The 22,178-nt window shown below is 44.8% G+C and carries 17 protein-coding genes; 14 read left to right on the forward strand and 3 right to left on the reverse strand.

Annotated elements, in window-relative coordinates:
• Positions 1 to 208 precede the first annotated feature (208 nt).
• Positions 209 to 1,672: a sigma-54-dependent Fis family transcriptional regulator gene (locus ITG09_08535; protein UPR50774.1), complete on the forward strand. Its 1,464-nt coding sequence runs from the start codon at positions 209 to 211 to the stop codon at positions 1,670 to 1,672.
• Entirely contained in the window at positions 1,662 to 3,689 is a 2,028-nt protein-coding gene (locus ITG09_08540; GenBank protein UPR50775.1) for a cache domain-containing protein, read from the forward strand. Before ITG09_08535 ends, ITG09_08540 begins: the two co-directional genes overlap by 11 nt.
• Positions 3,690 to 3,827: 138 nt before the next feature.
• Here ITG09_08540 and ITG09_08545 read toward each other — a convergent pair whose 3' ends face one another.
• Both ITG09_08545 and ITG09_08550 read right to left on the reverse strand, forming a co-directional pair.
• Positions 3,828 to 4,715, reverse strand: coding sequence for a mechanosensitive ion channel (locus ITG09_08545; GenBank protein UPR50776.1), 888 nt, complete (start codon positions 4,713 to 4,715; stop codon positions 3,828 to 3,830).
• 1 nt (position 4,716) lies between these two features.
• Entirely contained in the window at positions 4,717 to 7,062 is a 2,346-nt protein-coding gene (locus ITG09_08550; protein ID UPR50777.1) for an ATP-binding protein, read from the reverse strand.
• Positions 7,063 to 7,523: 461 nt separating this feature from the next.
• Here ITG09_08550 and ITG09_08555 point away from each other — a divergent pair, with 461 nt between their 5' ends.
• Positions 7,524 to 9,107 carry an ABC-F family ATPase gene (locus ITG09_08555; protein UPR53614.1) on the forward strand — a complete coding sequence of 528 codons (1,584 nt, stop codon included), beginning with the start codon at positions 7,524 to 7,526 and terminating at the stop codon, positions 9,105 to 9,107.
• Positions 9,108 to 9,323: 216 nt separating this feature from the next.
• Here ITG09_08555 and fdhD read toward each other — a convergent pair whose 3' ends face one another.
• Positions 9,324 to 10,169 (reverse strand): formate dehydrogenase accessory sulfurtransferase FdhD, encoded by an 846-nt coding sequence (gene fdhD / locus ITG09_08560; protein ID UPR50778.1) that lies wholly within the window; start codon positions 10,167 to 10,169, stop codon positions 9,324 to 9,326.
• 398 nt (positions 10,170 to 10,567) lie between these two features.
• Here fdhD and ITG09_08565 point away from each other — a divergent pair, with 398 nt between their 5' ends.
• From ITG09_08565 to cobB, 11 genes are all read left to right on the forward strand, one after another.
• Positions 10,568 to 11,032: a DUF3305 domain-containing protein gene (locus ITG09_08565; GenBank protein ID UPR50779.1), complete on the forward strand. Its 465-nt coding sequence runs from the start codon at positions 10,568 to 10,570 to the stop codon at positions 11,030 to 11,032.
• Complete coding sequence (locus ITG09_08570) at positions 11,022 to 11,702, forward strand: DUF3306 domain-containing protein (protein UPR50780.1); 681 nt, start codon at positions 11,022 to 11,024, stop codon at positions 11,700 to 11,702. The genes ITG09_08565 and ITG09_08570 overlap by 11 nt, the downstream gene beginning before the upstream one ends.
• 299 nt (positions 11,703 to 12,001) lie before the next feature.
• The gene (locus ITG09_08575) at positions 12,002 to 13,663 is read left to right on the forward strand and encodes a 4Fe-4S binding protein (protein UPR50781.1); all 1,662 of its coding nucleotides are present in this window, start codon (positions 12,002 to 12,004) and stop codon (positions 13,661 to 13,663) included.
• A 9-nt stretch (positions 13,664 to 13,672) separates the two neighbouring features.
• Positions 13,673 to 14,305 (forward strand): molecular chaperone TorD family protein, encoded by a 633-nt coding sequence (locus ITG09_08580; protein UPR50782.1) that lies wholly within the window; start codon positions 13,673 to 13,675, stop codon positions 14,303 to 14,305.
• A 78-nt stretch (positions 14,306 to 14,383) separates the two neighbouring features.
• Positions 14,384 to 14,584 (forward strand): twin-arginine translocation signal domain-containing protein, encoded by a 201-nt coding sequence (locus tag ITG09_08585; protein ID UPR53615.1) that lies wholly within the window; start codon positions 14,384 to 14,386, stop codon positions 14,582 to 14,584.
• A gap of 10 nt (positions 14,585 to 14,594) precedes the next feature.
• The gene (locus ITG09_08590; GenBank protein ID UPR50783.1) at positions 14,595 to 17,450 is read left to right on the forward strand and encodes a formate dehydrogenase subunit alpha; all 2,856 of its coding nucleotides are present in this window, start codon (positions 14,595 to 14,597) and stop codon (positions 17,448 to 17,450) included.
• An 11-nt stretch (positions 17,451 to 17,461) separates the two neighbouring features.
• A complete protein-coding gene (locus ITG09_08595) occupies positions 17,462 to 18,070 on the forward strand; it encodes a 4Fe-4S dicluster domain-containing protein (GenBank protein UPR50784.1) in 609 nt (202 codons plus the stop codon).
• Positions 18,071 to 18,083: 13 nt separating this feature from the next.
• On the forward strand, positions 18,084 to 19,157 hold the full coding sequence (locus ITG09_08600) for a formate dehydrogenase subunit gamma (protein ID UPR50785.1): 1,074 nt from the start codon (positions 18,084 to 18,086) through the stop codon (positions 19,155 to 19,157).
• Positions 19,141 to 19,557, forward strand: coding sequence for a hypothetical protein (locus ITG09_08605; protein UPR50786.1), 417 nt, complete (start codon positions 19,141 to 19,143; stop codon positions 19,555 to 19,557). Before ITG09_08600 ends, ITG09_08605 begins: the two co-directional genes overlap by 17 nt.
• Positions 19,558 to 19,933: 376 nt before the next feature.
• Positions 19,934 to 21,154 (forward strand): ammonium transporter, encoded by a 1,221-nt coding sequence (locus ITG09_08610; GenBank protein ID UPR50787.1) that lies wholly within the window; start codon positions 19,934 to 19,936, stop codon positions 21,152 to 21,154.
• 257 nt (positions 21,155 to 21,411) lie between these two features.
• Entirely contained in the window at positions 21,412 to 22,146 is a 735-nt protein-coding gene (gene cobB, locus ITG09_08615) for an NAD-dependent protein deacylase (GenBank protein ID UPR50788.1), read from the forward strand.
• Positions 22,147 to 22,178: the final 32 nt, after the last annotated feature.

Below are 22,178 nucleotides of genomic sequence, written 5' to 3' on the forward strand. Positions count from 1 at the left end.
TAGAAATCATCACCTTATAAGCAAGCTTAATGCCAATAAATGATGCATCAGATTTCATTAAATTGCTGTTATTTCGGACAAAACTGCGCCATTTGACCCTATAAAATGAATCAAAACATGAGCTAGGACAAAATGTCGCACTTTGACCCTGTTGATCAAAAGGTTAATTGGTACACTCTGTCCCAACTTTCCTCATCGGCTAATCATTATGTCTTTACCTAGTTCATCTGCATCCAATCTAAACCCGAACACATTGACTCAGTATCAGGCGTTTTCCGTTTTGGTCGTCGATGATGAATTGGGGATGCAGGCTATCTTAAAGAAAGCACTGGGTAAGTTCTTTGGCAAGGTGTCGAGCGCAGGGTCGGTTGAAGAGGCTGAGGTTCTGCGTTGCAATGAACACTTCGATCTCATTGTTCTCGATATCAACCTTCCAGGTCGTTCTGGTATTGAATGGGAAGAAGCCTTTAATGACAGTGACCGAAAAGCTGATGTGATTTTCATGACGGGCTACGCCGATCTAGAGATGACCATATCTGCACTTAAGCTTGGTGCTTCAGATTTTATTCTTAAGCCGTTCAACCTCGAACAGATGATACAAGCGGTTCTGCGTTGTATGGATAAACGACTCGACCAAAGAATGCAGTACGCGTTGAAGCGTGATGTTAGTCGTCATATCAAGACCGAATTGATCGGCAATTCAGACAAGACTAAACAGCTTAAATTGCTGATCAGTCAATTTGCACCGTCTCGCGCTTCCGTTTTGATAGAAGGTGAGTCGGGTACCGGCAAAGAACTGGTTGCGCGAGGTGTACATGAAGCCAGTAAACGCACGGGGCCATTTGTACCAATCAACTGTGGTGCGATTGCACCAGAACTTTTAGAAAGTGAATTGTTTGGACATACCTCGGGGGCATTTACCGGCGCGAAGAAAAACCGTGAAGGCCTATTTAGAGTCGCAAGTGGTGGCACCTTGTTCCTTGATGAGATCGGTGAAATGCCACTGCCAATGCAAGCTGCGTTGTTACGTGTGTTAGAGCAAAGAACGATTCGTCCGGTCGGTAGCGAAAAGGAAATTGCCGTTGACGTGCGAGTGGTGGCGGCGACTAACCGAAACCTTCAAGAAGAGGTCGACAAAGGGCACTTCCGCCGCGATCTGTTCTACCGACTCAATGTACTTAAGATTGATGTGGTGCCATTAAGAGATCGCCCATCAGACTTGATTGAACTTGTTCCATACTTTACTCGTCTTTTATCAAGCGAACTTGGCATGCCTATTCCAAATTGGGCACATGAAGATATCTTGGCGATGAACGAATACGAATGGCCGGGGAATATTCGTGAGCTTAAAAACTTAGTTGAACGATGCATTCTTTTAGACAAGCCACCAGCACACTATTGGCGTGAGATTAATGGCGATCCTATACCCGCTAGCATTTCAGTGACGGTGTCACATGGCGCAGAAATGCCAAACTTGAATAATGCAGACGCTGCCGAGGGTTACCCAAACACTTGGACACTCAAAGAAGTGGAAAAATCTCATATAGAACAGTTGGTTAGTTTCCATGATGGCAATAAGTCGGCTGCTGCGAGAGATCTTGGCGTCGCGCGTAAAACGCTAGAGCGTAAATACAAAGATTGGAACACAGAAGGTTCTGAATATGCCGATTAGACGTCGTTGGTGGTCAAAGTGGGCGTTCCGGTTCAAAACCATGGTTCGCTACCGCTTATTATTTCTAACATCAGCTCCAATTATTCTTACCTTGTGTGCGCTTGTGGCGATCACACTGTATTGGTCAATACATTACACGTGGCAGGGCGCTCTGATTGATGTTGATGAACGCTTGGATGTTGCCGATAACAGTATTCACCTGATCCAAAATCAGCAAGCATACAACGTTCGTGCGTTTGCTGAGTCTTATAACTTTCGAACCAAGCTTGCGAGTGATCTTTCACACGAAGACCTAACTCGCTGGGTGTCTGAAAACAAATCTCGTTATGAGCTCGATTTTCTGCGCTGGCGCAGTGTCGAGAGCATGGAAAAGAAACTTGAATATCTGAACCTAACTCACAAGTCTTCTTTTTTCAGTGTATTAAGCCGTAATGAACTCAATTATCTCGACCGTGACCTCGCTAAAAAAGCAGAAGTTCCGATGCTCAATGGGCAAGAAGTTGAGACCCGCGGATTGGTAAGTCGAACCGTTATATCTATCGCAGATGAACATGATCATGTGATTGGTTTTCTGGATGGTGGGATCTTACTGAATAACAGTACTCAACTTGTCGACCAAATCAACAACCTTATCTATCCGCAAAGAGAAGGCTTTAATCGTCATATAGGTACGGTCACGGTCTTCCTCGATGATCTTCGTGTCAGCACCAATGTGCCTTTGAACAGTGAAGACAGTGTAGGGCGCGCCATTGGTACGCGTGTCTCTCATGAGGTTCATTCAAAAGTTTTGAATGAAGGTAAAGAGTGGTTAGATCGAGCGTATGTTTACGATGCTTGGTACATCACGGCTTACCAACCAATCCACGACCAATTTGATAATGTGATTGGCATGCTTTACACCGGTTATCTGATTTGGCCTCTCATACAAACTTATTTAACTAACCTTGGTGAAATAAGCATTACCATTGTATTGCTATTGCTAGCTTCAGGTTTGATCGTTCATCGTGGTGCCCGTGATCTTTTCAACCCCATTGAACGCATTCATAAAGTCGTCAAGCTTGTCCAAATGGGGCAAGACAAGCGAATTGGCACGTTAGGTTTGGATGATCAGCATGAACTAACGTTGCTCGCTAAACAGTTCGACAAGATGTTGGATCTACTGCACGAGCGTAATCAAGAGATTCAACAAGCGGCTTCTGAACTGGAATGCAAAGTTCACTCACGTACGGCAAGCTTGAAAGAGAAAACTGAAGAACTCGAACTGCACATCAAACTGCTCAATCAAGCCAGAGACAAGCTGGTGGTCAATGAAAAACTGGCCGCATTAGGTGAATTAACCGCGGGGATTGCTCATGAGATCAACAACCCAACCGCAGTAATTCTTGGCAACGTTGAGCTGATGAAGTTTGAACTGGGCGATGAAGTGAGCCGTGTAGACGAAGAAGTCCACGCGATCATGGAACAGATTGACCGAATTCGAAACATCACACGAAGCCTGCTTCAATACAGCCGTCACGGCGGCGTACAAGACGAAATTACATGGCAACATATCAATCCAATTGTGGATGAAAGCATTACGCTCGTAAAAACAGGCGCGAAGAAGAAAGGCATTGTGTATGTCTCGCAATTGAATGCTAAAACCTCAGTCGAAGTGAACCGAAACCAATTGCTGCAAATTCTCGTCAACCTGCAAATGAACGCAATTCATGCAATGAACGGACAGGGTACGTTAACGATTTCGAGTGAAGATTGGGTTGAAAATGGCGTGTCTCATGGCGCTATCGTTCATGTTCAAGATGAAGGCTGCGGCATTAAGGAAGAGCAGCTGAAACGCATCTTCTCGCCTTTCTACACGACTAAGCGAGATGGTACAGGCTTAGGCTTATCCGTTTCTCAAAGTATTTTGAGCCAAACGGGCGGTGAAATACGTGTTGAATCCGAAGTAGGTAAGGGAAGTTGTTTTAGTATCTATCTTCAACAGAAAGCGACACCTCAATTGTTGGTCTCCAACCTCTGAGCCACTAATCTACTGTTCAAAATTCAGAGCACAACGCTCATTAAAAAACACCTCCGCACTTGAAATAAGTTCGGAGGTGTTTTCGTTTGTTCCTGACTAGGAGATTAGTTTACTCTCCGAGCGTTAAACCAACTGCGATTAATGCGCTGCCACTGAAATCTTCGGTGGGTTGATGTTGTGCTTCTTAAACTCTTTCATCACACGCAAGGTAATGTCGGTTTCAAACAGCTTTTCATACGCAGTATCGACAACATAAGCCTTACAGGTTAGCTGTATTGCTAGGTAGTTATCGGTAATCGTCTGTTTAACCAAAACCGTAACAGGCTTCGGCAAGTGGATATAACGACTTGAAGACGCCGCTTCTTGAATCAGGTCGCGGGCTAGGGTGATGTCTTCATCCATACCGACGTAAAACGGAATCACCACCTGCATGTCCAATGCGCCATAGTTACCACTGGTGGTCACTTCGTTTAAGAACTTGTTATTCGGAATGGTAATGATGTCGTCATTCAGTGTTCTCATTCGTACAGAACGTAAACCAATAGTGATAATGTCGCCGTAGTTACCTTCAAACGTGACGCGGTCACCAACTTGAAAGGGTCTATCAATCATCACTGTGATGCCTGCGATGAATGACGCCGCCAAGTCTTTAAGTGCAAAGCCTACCGACACGGCGAGAGTACCACCAATCAAGGCCAGTATTTGGTCGTTGATTCTAAAGCTCATCATGAACACGATAAGACCGGTGCTCACGTAAATGAAGAACTGAGTAAACGACTGCAGTTTTTGTAGTAGCATTCTATATTGCACGAATTGACTACCGAAACTGGTCACCATTGAGTTGATGAACTTAAGCAGCAACCACATTGCAGCGATAACGATCATGGAGAAGAATACGCCGCTCCATCGCACAAGACTCGCTATTTTAGAGATGTTTTCTACGTTAGCTAACTCTTCCGTCGCAAAGGTCGGGAAACTAACCGCACTTGCCAAGCCAACAAATAGTAGGATAAATAACTTCTTCATTTTACTTCACCAGTAGATGTTGACGGTCGAGAACGTTAGTAATGTGGCGGAACCAGTGCTCGGAAATTCGAGCCTTATCTTCATGCCAACCAATATAACCACGGCTTTCAAAGTAACGCAGAATCCCGGTGATTTCCGCAATGCTTAACTGAGTACATTCAGACAGCACCTCAGGAGACGCAATCTCCAGTTGCACGATAGAGCGCAACACAGCCAACATAGGTTTCGGCATGTTTTCTAACTCTTGTGCTTCAGGAACATGGAACAAGCGCACCACGGCTTGATCGGTATCTTTGTTTCGATTCAAAGAGAGTCGGAAGAAGCGTAGAGCAACGGTAGGGTTACCATCAGAGTAATGCCACAAGATTCGGTAGAAGCCTTGACGTGCGCGGTCTTCCTCGCTCATGTCATCTTGGTCCCACTGTTTAGGCACCACTAAACCATCAAACGATAACGGCTTCTCAAGCTCCGTATTGATACGGCTATTTAGAAGCTCACCGACTTGTTTCTCTGTCCAACGAGGTAGAAAACACACCAAATCAAACAACAGACGTTCACCACGCGCTCGATCGACGAATCGCCAGCTCGATTTAGCAATCGAAATCACGATACGGTGATTCTTTTTAGAGCGACGCAGTAGGTTGGTCAAACGGATTAAATCAGACAGGCCACCAACCATTGGCTTAACCAATCGCTGTGCATTGTCGATCGCAATCAAGTACGTTGTCTTGCTTTTACGAAGATGTGCCAAAATCTGAATCTCTGTCGCTTTTTCTTCCAAGCCTATGCTAACGGCTAGATGCGCTAACAGCTCTTGATAACCCGCGTAAGGGCAACTTACGTAAACAGGTTCAGCGTTAGAGACTTTGTGCAGCAGGGTATAAAGCAGCGTTGTTGCTCCCACACCACGTTCACCAGAAACAATACAAATAGCAGGACTGTCCGACATCAGGTAGCGAGACAGTTGCTTAACCTCATCACCGGCGTAATCAATCAGCGTGCTGTCGATATTGCCCGGCAGGATGTATTCATAGGTTTGGTCGCCTTTGATTCGAACCAAGTTTTGTTGGTTTTTATCAAGGTCAGACTGCTTAGCCACTTCAATTCTAAACAGATAGGCTAAGGCTTGGCTAAACAGCGTGTAATTAGACAGCAAGGCCATGATACGGTGCTGAAAGCTGTACACGCTCAACCATACGATGCCAATTGCCGTTGCCAATATATTAAGTAGGAAGGTTTCCTTACGGTTTACCGCCCAATTCACCCATACCGGACGATCAGAGATGTGTTGAAGCGTATCAAAGACTTTCGCTCGCCATAATCTAAGCACTGAAATGGTAACCAGTACAAACCAGAAAAACAGAGCGCTGTAGATCCAGCTATAGATAGTGCCTTTGCCTAGCGTGATGCTCGATATTTGCAAAGTTACACCCGCAACAATGAAGCTCCATACATAACGGCGAATAGTCGATAGGCGCAGCGCAATCACTTCTTGATTGGATGTACGACCCAAACGATACGCAAACTCCAAAATAAAGCTGATGGCAATCGAACCACCTAGAATCCACCAGGTGAAGATCTCAAGGAAAATCAGGTGTTGCAGGCTAGGGATGCTAGAAAGCACTCTTAGTGAAAGCGTAATCGCGATTAACCAAGCAATCGCACGATCAGCGCGGCTGATATACCAGATCACACGCACTAAGAAAGGAGGGTTAGTTTTCGCTTCAAGAAAATTAATTCTGAACAACTCAATCAAGCGAGTGCTGTTGGCAAGCCACCACGCTAAACCAAAATAGATGAACAACACTTTTAACGATGCACCAATCACAGGCACTGGCGAAATAAAGATGTCGTTAACGAGCGCTTTAAAGCTACGAATCTGGAAGTAAACAAGATACTCAATGTTGAGCTTGGTTAATTCCCACTCTTGCTTAAATTGAGTTACGCCGTAAGGGCCAAAACCTGTTAGACGCTCTTTATTAGCGGAGTTCGTCTGCTCTAACAGGTGTTGCTTGCTTACATTCAAGCTATTCAAAGTGACGTAACTGGTTTGAACGGCAAACCATTGCTCGGCGTCGTTGTTCGCTCTGTAGGCTTTTATCTGTTGCTCGAAGGTTTTGATTTCCTGCTTTTGAACTCGCAGAACTTCAGCGAGCAAGATATTGACTTGGCGTCTATCCGACGGCTCCATAAAGAGGGGGTCGGGTAAGGAGTCAATTCGATCATCGAGGTTAACAGCAGAATCGGATACCTGCGGCTGAGATTGTAAGTCATATTCCAAGTTGGCATGACTAGGCCAAGAGAGAATGGCCAAAGTGAGGATTAAGAAGCGCAATAGTGAACGCATAAAAGTCTCTTAGAATTATGAGGTTAGGATTACTATAGTTAGATAATCTGACTTTGTGAAATCCAACCCCGTGTCGGGGGCGAGTACTTTATTCCTGTTTCTAGCGATTTTGTCATGAAATTGTCAGGGATTAAGCTAATATTTGAGCATCTCTGCTATGTCTACTGTTGCGTTGTTCGGGTTGCTTTTGCTGTGACCAATCAGAATGCGATATATTCAATGGTTAGCATGATTTGGGACGTTATATACCACCCGTTACGGGGCGCTGTTCGATATTTTATTTTTCCTTAAAATCGACGGCTTTTCGGATATAAATAGAAAATCAAAAATGTGAGTCAGCTCAAACTATGATTTGGCTAGGTTATCACTCACTTAATGGGCAGTAATTGCAATCAATACTTGCAGTTAAAGCCCTGAACAAGTAACGTTGCGGCGTTTTTCACATTAATAAGGTAATGGCATTGATCTCCACAGCAAATATCACCCAACAATTCGGCGCTAAGCCACTTTTCGAAAATATTTCAGTTAAGTTCGGCGAAGGCAACCGCTACGGTTTAATCGGCGCGAATGGCTGTGGTAAATCGACGTTCATGAAGATCCTATCGGGTGAACTTGAGCCAAGTGCTGGTAACGTAAGCTACGATCCTAACGAGCGCGTTGCTAAGCTAAACCAAGACCAATTTGCTTATGAAGAATTCACGGTAATCGACACGGTTATCATGGGTCACAAAGAGCTTTGGGCTATTAAACAAGAGCGTGACCGCATTTACTCTTTGCCAGAAATGAGCGAAGAAGACGGCATGAAAGTGGCTGACCTTGAAGTTCAGTTCGCTGAAATGGACGGCTATATGGCAGAAGCTAAAGCGGGTGAGCTTCTTCTTGCGGTAGGTATTGAAGAATCAATGCACTTCGGTCTAATGAGCGAAGTAGCACCGGGTTGGAAACTTCGTGTTCTATTGTCTCAAGTATTGTTTGCAGACCCGCATATCATGCTTCTTGACGAACCAACGAACAACTTGGACATGGACACTATCAAGTGGTTGGAAGATACGCTAAACCAACGTAACTGCACAATGATCATCATTTCGCACGACCGTCACTTCCTAAACTCTGTTTGTACACACATGGCTGACCTTGATTACGGCGAACTTCGTCTATTCCCAGGTAACTACGATGAGTACATGACGGCTGCGACTCAAGCTCGTGAGCGTCTACTGTCTGACAATGCTAAGAAGAAAGCGCAAATTGCTGAACTTCAAACGTTCGTATCTCGTTTCTCTGCTAACGCATCTAAAGCGAAGCAAGCAACGTCTCGTGCTAAACAGATCGATAAGATCCAACTAGACGAAGTTAAAGCGTCGAGTCGTCAAAACCCATTCATCCGTTTCGAACAGTCTAAAGAGCTATTCCGTAACGCACTTGTGGTTGAAAACCTATCTCAAGGTTTTGAAGAAGACCTATACAACAAGTTCGACGGTATTTTCGAAGTCGGTGAGCGTGTTGCTATCATCGGTGAAAACGGTGTAGGCAAAACAACACTACTTAACACACTAGCTGGCGCTCTTGAGCCACGCACTGGTCAGTACAAGTGGTCTGAAAACTCAAACATCGGTTACTACGCTCAAGATCACGCACACGATTTCGAAACAGACATGAACCTGTTTGATTGGATGAGCCAATGGCGCCAAGAAGGTGAAGACGAGCAAGTTGTTCGTGGCTTCCTAGGTCGTATGTTGTTTGGTCAAGACGACATTAAGAAATCTGTAAAGGTTATCTCTGGTGGTGAACAAGGTCGTATGCTTCTTGGTAAGATCATGATGCATAAACCAAACATCCTTCTAATGGATGAGCCAACAAACCACATGGATATGGAATCTATCGAAGCGCTTAACTTAGCTCTTGAGAACTACAAAGGCACATTGTTCTTCGTATCTCACGACCGTGTATTCGTAGACTCGCTTGCAACTCGTATCCTTGAAATCAAAGATGGCAAAATCAACGATTTCCGCGGTACTTACGCAGAATTATTGAAAGCACGCGGCTAAGCTTTAAGTTAGCCTTAGTTTTCAACTCAATACGTTGGAAATTAAGGCTATAAGCTAATAAGTCATAAGCTATAAATTAAAAACGCCGTCATACTGAAAAGCATGACGGTGTTTTTGTATCTAGCTGAGTTTCTATGTCTCTATCTTTGATGGGTCACTAACTCTTTACATCAGAGTTTTTAAATTAGAAGCGGTTAGTGAATCATCAAATCGAACTTACGCTTTTTTTCCGACTGCTGATTGTTCACCTTTCACATCAAAATCGATCTTGTCTGCACCCGTGAACACTTGGAAACGTAAACCTTTAGCACGAGCAATGGTTGTGATACCGAACTTCTGAGCCAAGTCTAAGCCCATTTGCGTGACGCCAGAACGTGATAACAGAACAGGGATGCCCATCTGCGCTACTTTGATGACCATTTCAGAGGTTAAACGACCTGTGGTATAGAAGATCTTGTCTTCACCTGACTCTTTGTTAAGCCACATCTCACCAGCTAAGGTATCAACGGCATTGTGTCGGCCAACATCTTCAACAAACGATAGAACCTTGTCATCTTTGCAAACCGCACAACCGTGCACCGCACCGGCTTTCTTGTAGGTATCGTTGTAATGAGTCAATGCTTCAAGCGCTGTATAGATTTCAGATTGCTTAATCTTGTTTTGAGGCACTTGGTAATCTTCCAACTGCTTCATTACGTTGCCATACATGGTGCCTTGACCACAGCCAGAGGTCACTGTCTTCTTCTTAAGCGCTTGCTCAAGTTGGCTTGTATCTTCTTTGGTGATAACCGCAGCAGAGCTGGTTTCCCAATCGATGATAATAGATTCAACCGCTTCAGGATCGGAAAGGAAGCTTTGGTTTTTCAAATAACCTAATACTAATGACTCGGGACGAGAGCCCAATGTCATTAACGTTACGATCTCTTTCCAGTTCAACATCACGGTAAGAGGGCGCTCACACGCGATCTGTTTTGTTAGCTTTTCGCCATATTCATCAAACACTTCAACTTCGATTGTCTGAAGTGGGTTCTCACTGGTTTTTATTATGTTTGGTTTTACCACAGTCACGTCCTACTTAATGAGATAGCGATTTTAAGAGATAAGAAGTTAGGCAAGAGTCATCATACGACTCTTTAGAATACATGCGTTCTCTGTCACTTAGTCAGTCTTAGCTTTAACTCAAGCATTTAGCAATTCTCATTCCAAAATAGCGGCTATTCGAGAAAACATGAAGCATTCGATTAAAATAGAGCAAAATATGAGAGTTCACGGGTAGAGCTGTCTGAATTTACGCGTATCGACTAACGTTATAAGGGTGACTGACTAAAAAAAGCAGCGATGTTTGTTGATGTAGGTTAGCGGTTATTGGCGTGTTTATTGCTTTATAGGGCTTATATGATTGCGCTCAGTACAAAATGTCCTAAGTGCGTTCAGACCAAAGGAAATCAATTGGGTGAAGTATGTCTGAGATAAAAGAATTCAAAGAACAATATGAGAAAACAGAAGCAGCTTGGCCTATCGGCGTCCAAAGAATAGAGAAAGAGATCAAAACGGGTATCTGGGTAACCACTCAATGGGAATTGACCGGATTTGAACTGTCACCAGAAGACGACACGCAAGACATGTGTTTGCTTCAGTTACACAAAGACGAACGTACTGACTACCGATTCAATTTAAGCTCTCAACAACCGAAGCTTTTCTTAGTGATGGATAATGTCGATTCAGGTGTTAAGCCAATCATTCAATTGCTGACAGCCTCACAAACCGTTGCAGGGCAATACATGGACGGAGACAACCAAGTACTGTCTTACGACATGCCTTTGCCTGTACAAGCTTGGATGGAAGCCTTTATCGGCCGTCATGGCGAGTTGTTAGAAGCAAGACGTAAGAAGCGCAAAGGGGCGGGCAGATCAAATGGCAACTAATTTCTTTAGCCGTTGGTCTCAACGAAAACTCGACGACTCTGCTGATCAAGCATCACAAGCAGAACAAACATTAGAATCCGAGCAAACGCTTGAAGAAGTTCAAGTGGCGTTCTCAGAGGCCCCAACTTCTGAAACTTCGACTGATGATCCCGACGTAGAAACATCTGAGTCATTAGAAAACGCTCCAGATACTGAGATTGAAGCCACACAAGATGGAGTAACAGAAGCCAGTGAAGATTTGTCTGTTGCTCAACTATTGGTATCAGAAGCCTCAGAAAGCGTAAAAAAAGCCGCATTGCGTAAATTATTCCTCTCAGAAGAGTTCAACGTTCGTGATGGTTTAGATGATTACGACGACGATTACAGTAATTTGAAGTCTCTTTCTGAAGGGGTAGCGGAAACCTTGCGTGATTGGGTTAAAGACAAAACGGAAGAAGAAACCACACCAGAGGAAGAGCAAGTCATTGATAATAAAGACGAAGATGAAGTTTTAGAAAATTCTGAAAGCGATCTTGAAGTATCTGACAATGAACTTGAAACGTCAAAAAGTGTCGAAATAGCCGCAGAAGAAAAAGAACTGTATAAAAACACAGCGCAAGATATTGGCGCTACAATGTCAGACGAAGCTGACCTGAAAGAGATGGGACAAAATATACCACACAAAGAATAGGTACATTTTGACTAAACACTCAATGAACCGCTTGCGACAAAATGTCCCAAGCGGTTTTTTTATACGCACAATAAACGTTATAAAGGATTAAATTACTGAAATATAAGACATATTAAATTGGCATGGCATTTGCTAAATAACGTTCATTATCAACTTTTTTGTAGATAGACGAGTTCATGGTCTGACGAACGGCACACTGGCTAAAGGGTTAGTTGTTAACTGATTACTCAGCAAGTTCTCTATCGCTTACTACAATGAAGGTTGAACAGATTATCCATGTCCAAAGATGGAACTGAGCAATGCTTAAACAATTATTAGAACAAGCAACTTCAAATAACGCTAAAGCAAGACTGTATGCATTTGAAAATACAGTTGAGTTAACAAATCTGATTCCACCTACTGTTAGCTACGAAAGCGGCGGTAATACTCTTGTTATTGGTCCAACTGCGATCATTGAAAGTGCTGCGGCTCAATTACCTCAATTAACGAGCCTAACCTTATTGTCAACAGACGGCGAAAAGGGCACAAACCCTGAACTGTACTTCGCGAATTCGGTTCAAGTTTCTGGTTTCCTTGGCACGTTTGAAGTTGTGATCGAAAGTAAAGGCACATCGAGCAACCTAGCGAAAGTGGCCATTAATCACGATTGTTTCGATGTGGTTTTAGACCTTTGCCTAAATAGTTGCATGACAGAAGAAGTACCTGTACCGGGTTATTACCCAGTAGGGCGCGGCTATCCTAAATTGGCTGAAGCGTTGGAAGAGATTCCTACGTTAATGGGCACATTTGATAAGCCTAAGTTCTTCCGTTTAGACACAGACCTTTGTGCGCACAGTTCTCGTGGCGTGAAAGGTTGTGAGCGTTGTGTTGATGCTTGTCCTGCCGGCGCGCTTTCAAGTGAAGGCTCAGATAAGACGGGTCACAAGATCGAGATTAACCCTTACCTATGTCAAGGCGTGGGTACTTGTGCAACGAGCTGTCCGACAGAAGCTATCTCTTACGCATTGCCTAATCCTGACGATACTCAAAAATTCATTGAACGTACGCTAGCTAACTACGAGCAAGCGGGCGGTTTGGATCCTATCGTACTTATCTGTAGCTCACGTCATGAAACTTACAACGTGATGGCTCTTAAAGCGCTACCAGATAACGTGATTCCAATTGTTGTCGAAGAACTGCCTTCTATTGGTATCGATACTTGGTTTGCAGCTCTCGTCAATGGCGCGACTCAGGTTCTATTTGCAGCATCTAGATTTATGCCAGAAACGATCATTCGAGTTCTGAATAACGAAGTAGGGATTGCACAAGAACTGCTAGACCAAATCGGTATTCCAAAAGAAACCATCGATATCCTGTATCTAGAATCGCTACGTGAAGGTCCTCCAACATTGTGTGTTGATTCGTTCGACCTAGCACTTGGCGATCTTCACGGTAATAAACGCCAACGTCTATTCACAGCACTTGATGCTATGTCTTCGGCTCGTATTCCAGTTGAGAACATTGTTGAGCTTCCATCGAATGCGCCATATGGCACGGTTTCGTGTGAAAGCAAAGATTGTACTTTGTGTATGAGTTGTGTGGCTGTGTGTCCGACACGCGCACTTCATACCGACGGCGCATCTCCATCACTTAAATTTGTCGAACAAGACTGTATTCAATGTGGTCTGTGTGAAAAAGCATGTCCTGAGAATGTTCTGACTCTAACGCCTCGTATGAACTGGGTGAAAGAGGAGCGTCAGAAAGCGGTTGTGATTCATGAAGAGAAAGCAGCGGAATGTGTACGTTGCCATAAACCATTCGCACCTCAATCTATGATTGACATGTTACAGAACAAGTTACGCGGTCACTCTCACTTTTCAGATGAAGCAGCGATTAATCGTATTGCGATGTGTGAAGACTGTCGTGTGGTGGATATGTTCGATTCAATGGCTCAAGACCCATTGAAACAATTGAAATACTAGGAGTTAGCCTTGGAAACGAATTTGGATCAAGAACAGACACTAAGAACAGAGATCTATTTGGTTCTCTCTGCACTGTTTCGTAGCGCACCTTCTGAAGAGGTAATTGATTTTCTAAAAACGCTAGATATTGAAGCGTCTGAAAGCGCTATGCAAAAGGCTTGGATTGCCATTCAACAAGCGGCAACAGAATCAAACCGTGAAGCACTAGAAGACGAATATCAAGATTTGTTCATTGGTATTGGTCGTGGAGAGGTCGTTCCATTTGGTTCTTGGCATCGCACTGGCGCCATGATGGAAAAACCATTGGCAGAGATTCGTCATGATTTAGAGCTTTTAGGCATTGAGCGTGATGATCAAGTTAAAGAGCCAGAAGATCATATCGCAGCATTGTGTGAAGTGATGACCATGCTAACGGCTGAAGAAGAAGCATTGCAACAAGCGGTATTCAATAAGCACCTTGGCCCTTGGTTTAACTCTTTCACGCGTCAGCTTGAAGGGGCAGAAAGCGCGAACTTCTATAAGTCGGCAGCTCAACTGTGTGAAGCATTCCTAACGTTAGAACAAGTACGTTTTAGCGTGAATACAAAAAGCAGTAAGCACAAATTAAAGATTGATGTGAAAAACGTCACTGATTACGAGTAATCGAGCAGTACGCGATTATATCGATAGAGGGGCATTAAGCCTCCAAAAAAAGATCTACCGTAAGGTAAGGAAGCAATGATGAAAGATAATAAAGATATAAATACAAGCCGTAGGGACTTACTCAAAGGCTTGACGACTGCAGCCGTAGCTGGTGCCGTTGTCGCTGGTACAACTAAAGTGGCAACCGCTTCAGAAACTGTTGAAATTTCGAAAGAAGACGTGAAGAAGACTGGGTATCGTGAAACGCAACATATTCGCGATTACTACGACACACTTTAGGAGATAACGGATGAAACTTGTCAAACGCTCCGATAGTGTGAGCAAAGAAACTAATCAGTTAGGCGTGTCTCGACGTGCCTTCATGAAAAACACTTCATTAGCCGCTGGTGGCGCGGTAGTAGGCGCAAGTCTATTCGCTCCAGGCATGATGAAAAAGGCGCAAGCTAAATCAGTCGATCCAGAAGCGAAAACAGAAGTGAAACGTACTATCTGTTCTCACTGTTCTGTGGGTTGTGGTATCTACGCTGAAGTTCAAAACGGTGTTTGGACAGGTCAAGAACCTGCATTCGACCACCCATTTAACGCTGGTGGACACTGTGCGAAAGGTGCAGCACTTCGTGAGCACGGCCACGGTGAACGTCGTCTTAAGTACCCAATGAAATTGGAAGGCGGTAAGTGGAAGAAGCTTTCTTGGGAACAAGCGATTGAAGAGATCGGTAACAAAGCGCTAGAACTTCGTAAAGAGTCTGGCCCTGATTCGGTTTACTTCCTAGGTAGTGCGAAACACAGCAACGAGCAAGCTTACGCATTCCGTAAGATGGCGTCGCTTTGGGGCACCAACAATGTTGACCACCAAGCGCGTATTTGTCACTCAACCACAGTAGCCGGTGTTGCAAACACTTGGGGTTACGGTGCAATGACAAACTCGTTCAATGACATGCACAACTGTAAGTCGATGCTGTTCATTGGTTCAAACCCTGCAGAAGCTCACCCAGTAGCGATGCAACACATCTTGATCGCGAAAGAGAAGAACAACTGTAAGATCGTTGTTGCGGATCCTCGTCGTACACGTACTGCTGCGAAATCTGATCACTATGTATCACTTCGCCCAGGCTCTGACGTTGCGTTTATCTGGGGTGTGCTATGGCATGTCTTTGCTAACAAATGGGAAGATCAAGAATTCATACGCCAACGTGTATTCGGCATGGACGAGATCCGTGAAGAAGTCGCGAAGTGGAGCCCAGCTGAAGTTGAGCGTGTAACAGGCGTAAGCGAAGAAGACGTTTACCACACAGCGAAACTACTTTCTGAAAACCGTCCGGGTTGTATCGTTTGGTGTATGGGTGGTACTCAGCACACGACAGGTAACAACAACACACGTGCTTACTGTGTACTTGAGCTTGCGCTGGGTAACATCGGTAAATCAGGCGGCGGTGCAAACATCTTCCGTGGTCACGATAACGTACAAGGCGCAACTGACCTTGGCGTACTGTCTGACACACTTCCAGGCTACTACGGCTTATCTGAAGGTTCTTGGCGCCACTGGTCGAAAGTTTGGGACGTAGACTTTGATTGGATCAAAGAACGTTTCGACGACAACGCTTACGGCGGTCAAAAACCAATGAACAGTGCAGGTATTCCTGTATCTCGTTGGGTTGATGGTGTACTTGAAGACAAAGACAAGATTCGTCAACGCGAAAACATCCGTGCGATGTTCTACTGGGGTCACGCAGTGAACTCTCAGACTCGTGGTCCAGAGATGAAGAAGGCGATGCAGAAGCTGGATATGATGGTTATTGTTGACCCATACCCAACGGTTGCAGCGGTAATGAACGATCGTACCGACGGCGTTTACCTGCTACCAGCAACGACTCAATTTGAAACCTACGGCAGTGTAACGGCGTCAAACCGTTCTCTACAGTGGCGTGACAAAGTCGTTGAGCCTCTGTTCGAATCTAAACCTGACCACGAAATCATGTACCTGCTTTCTAAGAAGCTTGGTTTCTCTGATCAGCTGTTCAAAAACATTCGAGTTGAGAACAACCAACCTCTGATTGAAGACATTACACGTGAATTCAACAAAGGTATGTGGACGATTGGTTACACAGGCCAAAGCCCTGAGCGCTTGAAAGAGCACCAACAGAACTGGCATACGTTCCACAAAACTACGCTTGCTGCAGAAGGCGGCCCAGCGAATGGCGAGACTTACGGTCTTCCTTGGCCATGTTGGGGCAACCCTGAGATGAAACACCCAGGTACACATATCCTTTACGATACGTCTAAGCCTGTTGCAGAGGGTGGCGGTAACTTCCGTACTCGTTTCGGTGTGGAATTTGAAGGTCAAAGTCTACTGGCTGAAGACAGCTACTCGAAAGGCAGCGAAATCAAAGACGGTTACCCAGAGTTCAGCGACAAGTTGATCAAACAACTTGGTTGGTGGGACGACCTAACAGCAGAAGAGAAAGCGTCTGCTGAAGGTAAAAACTGGAAAACTGACCTTTCTGGCGGTATTCAACGTGTGGCTATCAAGCACGGTTGTATCCCGTTTGGTAATGCAAAAGCGCGTGCGATTGTTTGGACATTCCCAGACCGCGTACCACTGCACCGTGAGCCGCTTTACACACCACGTCGCGACCTAGTTGCTGACTACCCAACGTGGGATGACAAAGAAGCGATCTTCCGTGTGCCTACGCTTTATAAGTCGATTCAAGAGCAAGACAAGTCTGGTGAATACCCGATTATCCTGACTTCTGGTCGTCTGGTTGAGTACGAAGGTGGTGGTGAAGAAACACGTTCAAACCCATGGCTAGCTGAACTTCAACAAGAGATGTTCGTTGAAGTGAACCCGAAAGACGCAAACGACATCGGCTTTAAAGACGGTGATGATGTTTGGGTTGAAGGTGCAGAGAAGGGCCGTATTAAGGTGAAAGCGATGGTAACACGTCGTGTGAAACCGGGTCTGGCATTCATTCCATTCCACTTCGGTGGTAAGTTCCAAGGCGAAGATTTGCGTTCTAAATACCCAGAAGGCACTGATCCTTACGTTATTGGTGAAGCTGCTAACACAGCAACCACATACGGTTACGACCCTGTCACGTTGATGCAGGAAACGAAAGTAACCCTTTGTAATATTCGTAAAGCGTAAGGAGTCTTAAAATGGCTAGAATGAAATTTCTTTGTGACACCAAGCGTTGTATCGAATGTAACGGTTGTGTCACTGCATGTAAGAATGAAAATGATGATGCTCTGGAATGGGGTATTCAACGTCGTCGCGTTGTCACACTGAACGATGGCGAACCGGGTGAAAACTCAATCTCAGTCGCATGTATGCACTGTACTGATGCCCCTTGTATGGCAGTTTGCCCAGCAGACTGTTTTGAACATACAGAAGACGGCATCGTACTTCACAATAAAGATCTATGTATCGGTTGTGGTTACTGCTTGTTTGCTTGTCCGTTTGGCGCACCGCAATTCCCTAAACAGGAAGCCTTTGGTGAGCGCGGTAAGATGGACAAATGTACCTTCTGTGCTGGCGGCCCTGAAACAGAACCAGGTTCTGTGGAAGAGCGTCAGAAGTACGGTGCGAACCGTATTGCTGAAGGCAAGCTACCAATGTGTGCTTCGCTTTGTTCAACAAAAGCGCTGCTTGCAGGTGATGCTGAACAAGTCTCTGACATCTTCCGCCAGCGTGTTGTAGAACGCGGAGCGAAAGGTGCTGGTTGGACAGACGGCAACGACCTTTCTTACGATGCGATGAAGAGCTAGTTAGGAGAGACATATGCTTATAATGTTTAAGCGTCTCTTCCTTGTTGTGCTGCCGATGTTGGCAGCACTAACAATGCTTTCTCCTATGAGTCATGCATCTGAGACGAACTCATCACAAACTCAATCGAGCTCTGCTCAACGAGAAATCACACAACTTGCTGGTGCCGATTTTTGGCGACAAGTAAGAAATGGTGAGGAAGGTTACACCACATCTCAATCGGCTGAGCACGGTGTGTTAATCAGTACTCCAGGTCAAACTTGGTACATATTGAAAGAGAAGTGGATGTCACCAGCCGGTGCTGTCGCTATCTTTGGCAGTATTGCTTTTGTGACTTTAATGTACGTTGTGATTGGCCCACTAATGCTAAGTGCACCAAGAACAGGCCGTAAGATCAAACGTTGGTCTCGACTTGATCGTGCATTGCATTGGAGCATGGCGTTTACCTTCTTAACACTGGCGTTCAGTGGTTTGATGTTGGTTTACGGTAAACACTTCTTGAAACCTTATATCCCAACGGATCTATGGGGCTTCATCGTTCTACTGGCTAAACAATACCATAACTACATCGGCCCGATTTTCTACGTGCTGTTGATGGCTGTTCTTATCAAGTGGTGGCGCAAGTCTATCTTCAAGATGGTCGATATCCAGTGGTTCATGAAGCTGGGTGGTATGGTCGGGAAACATAAAGGTTCTCATCCATCTGCAGAGTTTTCGAACGCGGGTGAAAAAGCGCTGTTCTGGCTATTGATTGTTATGGGTAGTGTGGCTGCGATCAGTGGCTTGGTTTTAGACTTCCCAATCTTCGGTCAAACGCGCCGAGATATGGAGCTTTCGAACTTAGTTCACATGCTTGCTGCTCTGATCCTTATCTGTGGTTTTGTGTTCCACATCTATATTGGCTTGTTCGGTATGGAAGGCGCACTAGAAGGTATGGTAACAGGCGAAGTCGATGAAACTTGGGCTAAAGAACACCATGACCTTTGGTACAAAGAAGTGATGGAACAAGAGAAAAACGGCGTTGAACAAAGCGCTAACGTAGCAACAGAGAAAACGGAAGGGGTGAATAAGAATGAACAAACCTCATAAGGGTATTTGGGTTGCTTACATCCTAAGCTGCTTTACACCATTTACTTGTCTTCTCTCTGGTGTGATTGCCATTATCTACGCGGGCTATCGTTTAGATAAAGGCGAAGACGGCGAAGTAGTGGATACCCATTACTACGGCTTGATTCGCTCGTTCTTCTTGAACCTGACGTTCTTTGTGGTGCTTATCGTCACGGTAGCGACCTCTAACGGCGTGTTAATCGGTGTGAACGATTACTGGTATCAAAACCATATTATCGATGACATCGCTTACTACATTCCATATATAGGCATGTTATTTGGTGGTGTGGCGATTGTGGTTTGGTTTATTCGTATGTATCAAGGCATGCAGCGTTTAAGTCAAAACCTACCGCAAAACCCGACAACAGGTCCAAACTTGTAGTCGAATATAGACTCACTAGATAGCGAATTATCTAGCACAATAGTCCTTTTGAAAGCCCAATGATTTCGGTCATTGGGCTTTTTGTTTCTAATCAATAACGAAATTGAATGAAGCATGGTATTGACCGCTTCAATATGGTGCAACTCCCTTAATTGGTGCAATTGTCGGTGTCAATTTTTCGATTTTCAAGATCCATAAAAGTGCGCGTAAATATTTAGGTTCTATTAATCAATAAGTTAAAATCAAAAACTGTTGCACGAAAATCACCCGTCACACTTGGAACGCATCTTGCGTTCACTGTTGAGTCTTTAATTAATTACAACATTGAATCGCACGATATCAGTGCAAATCAGATAAAGCGAAGGAGAATGCTTTAATGAGTGAAACGGTGACTCAAGTTCATAGTGCAGTACAAACCCTTACCCAAAGTTCAGATACTTTATTCCTATTACTCGGTGCCATCATGGTTTTCTTGATGCACGCTGGCTTTGCATTTCTAGAAGTCGGTACCGTTCGAAAGAAGAACCAAGTTAACGCGCTGGTTAAGATCCTGTCGGATTTTGGTGTCTCCGCCATTGCTTACTTCTTTATCGGTTACTGGGTTGCTTACGGTGCACACTTTTTTGCAGACGCAGAAACACTATCACAAGGCAATGGATATGAGCTGGTTAAGTTCTTCTTCCTAATGACATTCGCTGCGGCAATCCCAGCGATCGTTTCAGGCGGTATCGCAGAGCGTGCTCGTTTCTACCCAATTTTGATTGCGACACTGTTTACGGTTGGTTTCATCTACCCATTTTTCGAAGGCATCATTTGGAATGGTAATTTTGGCTTCCAAGATTGGTTAGAAGGCCAATTTGGCTATGGATTCCATGACTTCGCAGGCTCTGTTGTCGTTCACGGTGTTGGCGGTTGGATTGCATTGGTTGCGGTTTACTTCCTTGGTATGCGTAAAGGTCGCATCCGTGCGGGTAAACACACCAACTTCGCACCATCGAATATCCCATTCTTAGCTCTAGGTTCTTGGATCTTATGTGTGGGTTGGTTTGGCTTTAACGTGATGTCAGCTCAAGCGATCAATGGCATCAGCGGCCTAGTGGCGATGAACTCATTAATGGCAATGGTCGGCGGTATTCTAGCGGCACTTGTGGCAGGTAAAAATGACCCGGGCTTCATCCACAATGGTCCTTTGGCTGGTCTCGTCGCTATTTGTGCAGGTTCAGATTTAATGCACCCATTAGGCGCTTTGGTGACTGGCGGCGTGGCAGGCGCTTTGTTCGTTTACCTATTTACCTACATGCAAAACAAAACACAGATCGATGATGTACTCGGTGTTTGGCCTCTACACGGCGTGTGTGGTGCTTGGGGTGGCATTGCTGCAGGTATCTTCGGTTCGCAAACATTCTGGGGGCTAGGGGGCGTAAGCTTTGCTTCTCAAGTTGTCGGCACACTAGCGGGCATTGCTGTGGCATTAATTGGCGCAATGATTGTTTATGGTGTCTTGAGCAAACTAACAGGCCTACGTTTAAGTGAAGAAGAAGAATTCAACGGTGCGGATCTTTCAATCCATAAGATCTCGTCTATCAACGAAGACTAACGTCGTTCACTTTGATGGGTTTAAGCTCATCAAGTAGGCATCAGTAAAACAGAACTAAGCGGCTTCGGTCGCTTTTTTGTTTCTGTCAAAAGCAAAACAGAGAGTTTGAGTAACAACGGCAGCACCCATCAAGCGAGTTATGTCACAAATAGCCAATGAATTAAGTTGCCTAAGACTATAGTCTAATCCCTAAAACTATTGTTGGAATTTGAACAGTGCTAAGCTGTTAAAAAGTGACATATCTAAAAGGACGTTGTATGCATTTCCCATATCGAAATATCGTAATTCTTACTGGCGCTGGCATCTCTGCGGAGTCGGGGATTCAAACATTCCGAGCACAAGACGGATTATGGGAAAACCATAAAATCGAAGATGTCGCGACCCCAGAAGGGTTTGCTAAAGATCCCGACTTGGTTCAAGCATTCTATAACAAGCGTCGCCATGGCTTACAAGGTGAGAGCATTCAACCCAATTCGGCCCATACGGCGCTAGGCGAGCTTGAAGACAAACTTGATGGCAAAGTAACAATCATCACACAGAACATCGACAATCTGCACGAGAGAGGCGGTAGCAACAACATTATTCACATGCACGGTGAACTTTTGAAAGCACGTTGCAGTGAGTCGAATCAGGTTATCGACCATAAAGACAACATCGAGACAGGCGAGCTTTGTCACTGCTGTCAGATTCCCGCGCAAATGCGTCCACACATTGTTTGGTTTGGCGAAATGCCACTGAGAATGGGCGACATCTATTCAGCACTAGAAGAAGCCGATCTTTTTATCTCAATTGGTACATCAGGCGTGGTATATCCAGCTGCCGGGTTTGTACATGATGCAAAAATGCATGGTGCGCACACAATAGAGATCAATCTAGAACCAAGCGCGGTTGAAAGTGAGTTTGAAGAGAAACGTTACGGTAAGGCGAGTATCGAGGTACCTAAACTAGTCGGGGAATTGTTATGTTCAGAGAAAGGTTCTTTAACGGCCTAAGCCTTGTCTTTGATAAAGCACATCAGTTTCTG

Source organism: Vibrio cyclitrophicus, from assembly GCA_023206055.1.
GTDB classification, from domain to species: domain Bacteria; phylum Pseudomonadota; class Gammaproteobacteria; order Enterobacterales; family Vibrionaceae; genus Vibrio; species Vibrio cyclitrophicus_A.